Annotated in this window: 7 protein-coding genes; 5 read left to right on the top strand and 2 right to left on the bottom strand. The window is 70.1% G+C overall.

Translation table 11 applies throughout. The annotated features are described in order from the left end of the window. Positions 1 to 189 precede the first annotated feature (189 nt). The 5 genes from gatC to ACFO6V_RS28735 all read left to right on the top strand — a co-directional run bounded on the left by gatC (position 190) and on the right by ACFO6V_RS28735 (position 6578). Positions 190 to 486, top strand: a complete 297-nt coding sequence (gene gatC, locus ACFO6V_RS28755; RefSeq protein WP_377142715.1) for an Asp-tRNA(Asn)/Glu-tRNA(Gln) amidotransferase subunit GatC — start codon at positions 190 to 192, stop codon at positions 484 to 486. A 14-nt stretch (positions 487 to 500) separates the two neighbouring features. Then, positions 501 to 2027, top strand: coding sequence for an Asp-tRNA(Asn)/Glu-tRNA(Gln) amidotransferase subunit GatA (gene gatA / locus ACFO6V_RS28750; protein WP_377142713.1), 1527 nt, complete (start codon positions 501 to 503; stop codon positions 2025 to 2027). Then, complete coding sequence (gene gatB / locus ACFO6V_RS28745; RefSeq protein WP_377142711.1) at positions 2024 to 3535, top strand: Asp-tRNA(Asn)/Glu-tRNA(Gln) amidotransferase subunit GatB; 1512 nt, start codon at positions 2024 to 2026, stop codon at positions 3533 to 3535. The genes gatA and gatB overlap by 4 nt, the downstream gene beginning before the upstream one ends. A 22-nt stretch (positions 3536 to 3557) precedes the next feature. After that, positions 3558 to 4145, top strand: coding sequence for a GNAT family N-acetyltransferase (locus ACFO6V_RS28740; RefSeq protein WP_377142725.1), 588 nt, complete (start codon positions 3558 to 3560; stop codon positions 4143 to 4145). Between the two features lie 84 nt (positions 4146 to 4229). After that, positions 4230 to 6578 carry an autotransporter-associated beta strand repeat-containing protein gene (locus ACFO6V_RS28735; RefSeq protein ID WP_377142709.1) on the top strand — a complete coding sequence of 783 codons (2349 nt, stop codon included), beginning with the start codon at positions 4230 to 4232 and terminating at the stop codon, positions 6576 to 6578. On the opposite strand, the gene ACFO6V_RS28730 is transcribed toward ACFO6V_RS28735, so the two are convergent. Both ACFO6V_RS28730 and ACFO6V_RS28725 read right to left on the bottom strand, forming a co-directional pair. Further along, positions 6557 to 6991 (bottom strand): CBS domain-containing protein, encoded by a 435-nt coding sequence (locus ACFO6V_RS28730; RefSeq protein ID WP_377142707.1) that lies wholly within the window; start codon positions 6989 to 6991, stop codon positions 6557 to 6559. The genes ACFO6V_RS28735 and ACFO6V_RS28730 overlap by 22 nt on opposite strands. 185 nt (positions 6992 to 7176) lie before the next feature. Then, complete coding sequence (locus ACFO6V_RS28725) at positions 7177 to 8046, bottom strand: glycoside hydrolase family 11 protein (RefSeq protein WP_377142705.1); 870 nt, start codon at positions 8044 to 8046, stop codon at positions 7177 to 7179. Positions 8047 to 8435 lie beyond the last annotated feature (389 nt).

The raw sequence follows: 8435 nt of genomic DNA, 5'->3' as shown, positions 1-8435 counted from the left end.
GACGGGGTGGGAGAGTAGGACGCCGCCGGACAACCATTCCCAGCAAGGGGGTGGAGCAGCACGAAACCTTCGGGGTCGTGCCGCTCCACCCCCTTCCTGCATTTCTGGGCAGTGTTTCAGCCGAGATCTCACAGCGAACGCGCGGCTATCCGGGAGATCGAACGCCGTCCGGCGACTAGACTTGGGGCCATGTCCACCATCTCCCGTGACGAGGTTGCGCGCGTGGCTGCGCTGGCACGGATCGACCTGCGACCGGACGAGGTCTCGCGCCTGGCCGGTGAGCTCGACGTGATCGTCGAGTCCATCGCTCGCGTGAGCGAGGTCGCTACCGCAGACGTGCCGGCAACGAGCCACCCCCTCCCGCTGACGAACGTGTTCCGAGACGACGTACCGGAGCCTGCCCTGCCGATACAGGACGTACTGGCCGGCGCCCCGCGGCAGGAGGACGGACGGTTCGCCGTCCCGCAGATCCTCGGCGAAGAGTGATGGGAACCAACGACATGACACAGGACATCACCCGCCTCAGCGCGTCTGACCTCGCGTCCGCGCTGAAGAACAAGGACGTCACCAGCGTCGAGGCGACGCAGGCACACCTGGACCGGATCGCCGCCGTCGACGGGGACCTGCACGCGTTCCTGCACGTCTCCTCGGAGAAGGCGTTGGCCACCGCCGCGGAGATCGACGCGAAGCGTGCCGCCGGCGAGGAGCTCCACGCTCTCGCGGGCGTGCCCATCGCCGTCAAGGACGTCGTGGTGACCAAGGGTCTGCCGACGACCGCCGGGTCCAAGATCCTCAAGGGCTGGATCCCGCCGTACGACGCGACGCTCGTCGAGCGCATCAAGGCCGCGGGCCTGCCGATCCTCGGCAAGACCAACATGGACGAGTTCGCCATGGGCTCCTCGACCGAGCACTCGGCGTACGGCAACACCAAGAACCCCTGGGACCTGGACCGTATCCCCGGAGGGTCCGGCGGTGGCTCGGCCGCTGCCGTCGCGGGCTTCGAGGCGCCGCTGGCCATCGGGACCGACACCGGCGGCTCGATCCGTCAGCCCGGTGCGGTCACCGGCACCGTCGGCGTGAAGCCCACCTACGGTGGTGTGTCGCGCTACGGCCTGATCGCCATGGCGTCGTCGCTCGACCAGGCGGGCCCCGTGACCCGTACCGTGCTCGACGCCGCGCTGCTGCACGAGTTGATCGGCGGTCACGACCCGCACGACTCGACGTCGATCAACGAGCCGGTACCCGACGTCGTCGCCGCTGCTCAGCAGGGTGCGAAGGGTGACCTGAAGGGTCTGCGGGTCGGCGTCGTCAAGGAGCTGTCGGGCGAGGGCTACCAGGCCGGCGTGTCCGCTCGGTTCGACGAGTCGCTCGACCAGCTGCGCGCGCTGGGCGCCGAGATCGTCGAGGTCTCCTGCCCCAGCTTCGGCTACGCGCTGGACGCCTACTACCTGATCATGCCCGCCGAGGCCTCCAGCAACCTGGCCAAGTTCGACGGCATGCGGTTCGGCCTGCGCGTCGAGCCCGCCGAGGGCCCGGTCACCGCGGAACGCGTCATGGGCGCGACGCGCGGGGCCGGCTTCGGCGACGAGGTCAAGCGCCGCATCATCCTCGGCACCTACGCCCTCTCCGCCGGCTACTACGACGCCTACTACGGCAGCGCGCAGAAGGTCCGCACGCTGATCCAGCGCGACTTCGCCGCGGCGTTCGAGCAGGCCGACGTGCTGGTCTCGCCGACGGCGCCGACCACCGCGTTCAAGTTCGGCGAGAAGCTCGACGACCCGCTCGCGATGTACCTCAACGACATCGCGACGATCCCGGCCAACCTTGCCGGCGTCCCCGGTATGTCCCTGCCGAACGGCCTGTCCGACGACGGCCTGCCCGTCGGGTTCCAGATCCTGGCGCCCGCGAAGGCGGACGACCGGCTGTACCGCGTGGGCGCGGCCCTCGAGGCGGCCCTCGAGTCGCGCTGGGGCGGACCTCTCCTGAACAAGGCCCCCGAACTCAAGACGACGGAGCTCGCCCGATGACCGCCGCAACGACGACCGGACTGGTCGCCTACGAGGATGCTGTCCGCCGCTACGACCCGGTGCTGGGCATCGAGGTCCACGTCGAGCTCGGCACGCTCACCAAGATGTTCTGCGCGGCCGAGGTCGCCTACGGCGGCGAGCCCAACACGCAGGTGACCCCGGTGAGCCTCGGGCTGCCGGGTGCGCTGCCGGTGGTCAACGGCAAGGCCGTCGAGTACGCGATCCGGATCGGTCTGGCGCTGAACTGCACCATCTCCGAGAACTGCCGCTTCGCCCGGAAGAACTACTTCTACCCGGACGTGCCGAAGAACTTCCAGACGTCGCAGTACGACGAGCCGATCGCCTTCGACGGCTGGATCGACATCGAGCTGGACGACGGCGAGGTGTTCCGCGTCGAGATCGAGCGTGCGCACATGGAGGAGGACGCCGGCAAGAACACCCACGTGGGTGGCGCGACCGGCCGCATCCAGGGCGCCGAGTACTCGCTCGTCGACTACAACCGCGCGGGCATCCCGCTCGTGGAGATCGTCACGCGGCCCATCGAGGGCGCGGGTGAGCGCGCACCCGAGGTGGCGCGCGCCTACGTGCAGACGCTGCGCGACATCTTCCGTTCGCTCGACGTCTCCGAGGCGCGGATGGAGCGCGGTAACGTCCGCGCGGACGTGAACCTGTCGCTGCGTCCGACGCCGGGGTCGCCCCTGGGCACCCGTACCGAGACCAAGAACGTCAACTCGTTCCGCTCGATCGAGCGCGCGGTCCGCTACGAGGTGTCCCGCCAGGCGGGCGTGCTCGACGCCGGGCTGACGGTCATCCAGGAGACGCGCCACTTCCACGAGGAGGACGGCACCACGTCGTCGGGCCGCGTGAAGTCGGACGCCGAGGACTACCGGTACTTCCCCGAGCCGGACCTGGTGCCCGTGGCACCGAGCCGCGAGTGGGTCGAGGAGATCCGGGCGACGCTCCCGGAGATGCCGGTGGCCCGCCGCCGTCGGCTCCAGACCGAGTGGGGCTACGCCGACGCCGAGATGCGCGACGTCGTCAACGCGGGCGCCATGGACCTCATCGAGGCCACCGTCGCCGCGGGCACCAGCGCCGCCGGCGCACGCAAGTGGTGGATGGGCGAGCTGGCCCGGCGGGCCAACCAGGACGAGGTCACGCTCGAGGACCTCGCGGTGACCCCGGCGCAGATCGCGCAGCTGCAGGGGCTCGTCGACTCCGGCCGGCTCAACGACAAGCTCGCCCGCCAGGTGCTCGACGGCGTGCTCGCCGGAGAGGGCGACCCGGAGGCGGTCGTCGTGGCTCGCGGCCTGGAGATCGTGTCGGACGACGGACCGCTGCTCGCCGCCATCGACGAGGCGCTGGCCGCCCAGCCCGACATCGTGGAGAAGGTCCGCGGTGGCAACCAGGGACCGATCGGCGCGATCATCGGCGCGGTCATGAAGACGACGAAGGGCCAGGCGGACGCGAAGCGGGTCCGCGAGCTGGTGCTGGATCGGATTGGCTCGTGAGTCTGGGTTCGAGGGCGGGCAGGTGACCCGCGGGCCGCTCCTGCGCGGCGAGATGATGCGTCTGCGCCCCATCGAGGGTCGCGACGCTGAACGCCTGTGGGAGGCGGTGCAGGATCCGGAGGGAACCCGGCTGACGGGGACCACCGCCACGTTCACGCGCGAGCAGATCAACGAGTGGGCGAGCACGGTCAGCGACCGGCCGGGCCGCTACGACTGGGCGATCTGCCCGGCCGCGATGCGGGACGGCAAGCCGGTCAGCGACGAGATGATCGGCGAGATCGTGCTCAACGACCTCGACGAGGACGTCCGCTCGGCGAACCTCCGGCTCCAGCTCCTCCCGAACTACAGGGGCCGCGGTTACGGCAGGGAGGCCATCCTCGAGGTGCTCCGGTTCGCCTTCGACGGTGTCGAAGGCGAACCGGGGCTCGGCCTGCACCGGGTGAGCCTGGACGTGCTCAGCATCAACCCCCGCGCGCAGGCGCTGTACGAGTCGCTCGGGTTCCGTGAGGAGGGCCGTCTGCGGGACATCTACCGCGACGGCGACACCTGGGCCGACGCAGTGGTGATGAGCATCCTCGAGGACGAGTACCGGGCGATGTCGCGGTCGTAGGAGGCGCCGCGGCCGTCGCGCCGAGGAGGCCGTGGTCCTGGACGGTTGTCCGACTACGGGCGAAGTGAGCGCTAACATCCCTCCATGTCGCCTCTGCGCCGTCTGCTGCTGCGGGTGCTCGCCGTGGTCGTGCTGACGTCCGTCACCGCCTCGTCGGCCTGCGTCCCGACCCAGGCGGCGACGGACCTCACCGAACGGGTTCGGCGAGGCGAGAACATCGAGCTCGCGGGCGACGCCACCGTCACCCTCGGCGACGGCGAAGAGGTGGTCTACGGCGGCGTCCTCTCCGGTGTGGGCACCCTGACGGTCAGCGGGCGCGGCAAGCTCGTGCTCACCGCGGACAGCGACTTCCAGATCCCCGAGGACCGCCGGCGGCAGCGCATCGAGATCCTGGGCATCACAAACCACCCCTATGCCCGGATGCGCGACGCCGATCCGCCCGCCGTGACGGTCGAGGCCGGTGCGACGCTCCAGTACGGCGACGGGACCGGCGGCACGACCGGGCGGGTCGGCCACTATCCGTACGACTGCCCGAACTTCGCCTGGAACGCCCTCAACCACCACGTCGACGGCACCCTGATCGTCGCCGTCGGCGGTGCGCTGTACCACCCGGGCATCCTCTCCGGCGGCGGCGTCCTGAACCAGCCCCGCTTCATCTGGGAAGGCGTCGAGCTGGCCGGCGACCATCCGTTCTCTGGCACCGTCGTCAACGGCACCGGGGTCCATGCCAGCAAGCGGGACAAGTTCCGGACGTCCCTGCCGAACCTGTCCGAGGTGGTCAACTACGGCTCGTTCATGATCGACACGCCCCACGCCTACGACACGGTCCTCGGGTTCGACATCTTCTCCCGTGAGTGGGGGAACGACGTCAACTTCTACGGCGCCCCCGACGGCAGCCGCGTGATCATGTCCGGCGTCTACTCCTGGAGCGACCAGGGCTCGGAGACCGCCCCCTCGCTCTCGGACCCCGACCTGAACTACGTGGCGGTCCCGAAGAACATCAACAAGCGCGGCGTGAACATCCAGGGCGCGATCGTCCAGTGGGGCGACGGGACGCACAACCGGTTCTTCCTGCCCGGCACCCGCGAGACGATCTACATCAACCTGTACACGCGCCGCGCCCGCGGGCACCTGATCTTCGACTACAACGGGCCCGTCACGCTGGGGGCGCCGATCTCCGGCGGGGTGTACCACGACACGATGGACGCCGTGGCGGTCGGCGACGTCACCGTCGCAGGCACGCCGGGCAACGACGTCACCTTCGCGGACCAGCAGAACTACGACGGCACGACCACCATCGAGAGCGGGGCGGTCCTCCGGCTGGGCACGGGCAGCCCGGGCCAGGACTCCTGGCTGATCACCGGGACCGAAGGCGCGAAGATCATCGACGACGGCGCCCTCGTCGTCAGCAATGCGGAGAAGGAGATCGAGCTGTCCCGGATCTCCGGCAAGGGTTCCTTCGAGCAGGCCGGCCCCGCGACCGTGACGCTCACCGGTGACACCGCCTACACGGGGCCGACGACGGTGTCGGGCGGCGCGCTCGTCCTCGCTGGCGGGACCCTCGCGTCGTCGGCGAGCGTGGGGCTCTCGAAGCCCGGCGCGACGCTCGACGTGACCGCCGCGGGGGACCAGACCGTGCGCAACTTGAGCGGTGTCGGCCGCACCGCGCTCCGTCTCGGCGGTGCCACCATGACCGTCGTGAGCAGCAAGAGCACGAAGTACGCCGGGCGCGTCGAGGGGACCGGCGGCCTCGTGAAGTCCGGGCCGAGGACGCTCACCTACTCCGGGAAGAGCACCGCCGAGGGTCCTTGGGTGGTCACCGGCGGGACGCTCTCGCTCGCGGGCGCCGAGATCGCCGCGGACCTGGTCGTCGACAGCTCGCTCGGGGTCACCGGGACGGCCGTCGTCGGCGGCGACCTGACGCTCGGGGGAAGGTCCACCTTCCAGCCGGACACGGCCGCAGGGCTGAAGGTCGGCGGCGATGCCGACCTGGGCGGCGCCACGCTCAAGGTTCGCCATGAGGACGGCGCCCCGCTTCCCCGGGAGCTCTCCGTCATCACCGCGGGCGGCGAGATCAGCGGAACGTTCAAGGGCCTCGACGAGGGTGCCCGGGTCGACGTCGGCGGCAAGACCTACGAGATCAGCTACGGGAACGGCAGGGTCGTGCTCTCCACCCCGGCGGCCGTCGCACGCCCGACCGTGGAGGCCGCGGCGGGCGGGAGCGCCCGCAGGCCGGAGCCACAGAGCGCCTTTCCGGCTGTCCCGGTCGCCCTCGTCACGGTCGCCACGCTCGGACTTGGCGCGCTCCTCTTCTTCTTGCTCCGCCGAGGGCGGGGGATCGATGCGCGGCACGTCCGGCGTCGCACTCCGGCGCCCCTCGACGACTCCGCGGCTACGACACCGGGAAGGCCCTACGGCCCGCCGGCGATGTAGGCCGTCAGCTGATCGCGCTCGGCCTGCACCTCGGCGATCCGGTGCTTGACGACGTCGCCGATGCTCACGATCCCGGTCAGCCGGGTGTCGACGAGCACGGGGACGTGCCGGACCCGGTGCTCCGTCATCAGGGGCATGAGCTCGTCGAGCGTCGCCTCGGGCCCGCAGGTGTGCACCGCGGCGGTCATGATCGCGTCCACCGGGCCGTCCAGGATGCCGTCGCCGTCCGAGTGCAGGCGGCGGACGACGTCGCGCTCGCTCACGATCCCGTCGACACTCGCGCCGTCGTCGGAGACCACTACCGCGCCTATGCCGTGCTGGGCGAGGAGGGCGAGCAGGTCGCGTACGCTCCGGTCGCGAGAGATGGTGACGACCGAGCCGCCCTTGCGCCGCAAAGCCTCTGTTACCCGCATTCGAGTACCCCCGTCGCGTGCACGCCGGAATCCGCGTCATTGCGGGCCCCTGGTACGACCGTACGGCACGCGGCAACGTTCAGGTAAGGGGTGAAGCCCGATCGCTCGACCCGATCGCTCGGGCCGTGGGGGGACGGGATGCGCCGCCGCTGACGCATCCCGTCCCGGCTAGCGGGGTACGCGCGTCACGAGCACGTGGCCGTCGGCAACGTGTTGTTGCCGTTCTTGTAGACGGTGATCCCGAAGTTGTTGCCCGACCCGTTCGGCGTCGCGGTCAGCGTGCCGGTGTTCCCGGTGACGTTGGCGTTCCAGCTGCTCTGCAAGGACTGGCCGCCGGCGAGGCTGATCCTCGTGGTCCAGCTGTTGGTGCCGCTGACCGAGAGGTTCACGTTGAACCGGTCGCCCCACTCCTGGCCCCGGGTCACGTTGACGGTGCAGGACGTGCCTCCGCCGCCCCCGCCGCCGGTACCGACGGTGATGTTGGAGTTGCCGCTGCTCTGGAAGCCCTCCGTCGCCATGATCTGGTAGTCGTGGCTGCCGAGGTTCATGCCGCGTGCGGCCCAGGCGTCGAAGTGCGCGCCGGCGGAGATGGTGCCGCCCGTGCGCTTCCCCTGGCGGACGCTCCAGTACTGCGGGAACGTCCTGGTGCCCTCGATCGACGGCTGGTTGTAACGCATCGTCTTGTAGATGTCGTAGGTGCCGCCGTCGGTGGTCACGGTGCCCTGGTACTCGCCGGTGGGCCGGTAGGTGCCCCAGTTGTCGACCACGTAGTACTCGACGAGCGGGTTGCGGGTCCACCCGTAGAGCGTGAGGTAGGCGTTGCCGGAGGGGTTGAACGTGCCCGAGTAGCTCACGTTGCGCCGGGCGCCGGTGGCCCAGCCCTTGCCTGCGACGAAGTTGCCGGTGTTGCTCCACTGGGTGGAGTAGTTGCCGCCCGAACCGAGGTTCATCGAGACGGTCCCGGGGGCATCGGTCCAGAACGAGTAGAAGTACCCGCCGTGGTTGCCGGTCTCGTTGCGGTCGACCGCCGCCGCGGGCACGGAGCTGGCCACCATGCCGGCCCCGAGCAGGGCTGCAGTGGCGCCGATGCTCGCCAGCTTGCGCAGCAGGCGGCCGCGCCGGGTTCCGGAGCGCGTAGCAAACGATTTCGATCGGGTGGAAGGTTCGGTAGTAAACGTTTTCGCCATGTCGCACCTCGTTGTACGTAGCAGTGAGCAGATACATGCGTGACGCGCACGGGTCCCGAACAGCGGCGTCCAGGTGGCCGGCATCCTTGCAGGCGGGGCCAGTGATCTTGAGGTCGACGGCCCGCCGCTAGACAGTGTGCCCACGGCGCACAGCCCGGTCAAGGGTTTGCGGGTCACCCTGTGGACGCCGGTGTCCGACGCCGCGGACCGGAGGTAGCGTGCAGGAGCCGCCCACCCCCGTATGGCGTGCGGCCATC

The sequence above is a fragment of the Promicromonospora alba genome, assembly GCF_042654905.1.
Classification (GTDB): Bacteria; Actinomycetota; Actinomycetes; order Actinomycetales; family Cellulomonadaceae; genus Promicromonospora; species Promicromonospora alba.
Note: the sequence above shows the minus strand (reverse complement) of the source record. Positions and strands in the feature narration are given on the sequence as shown.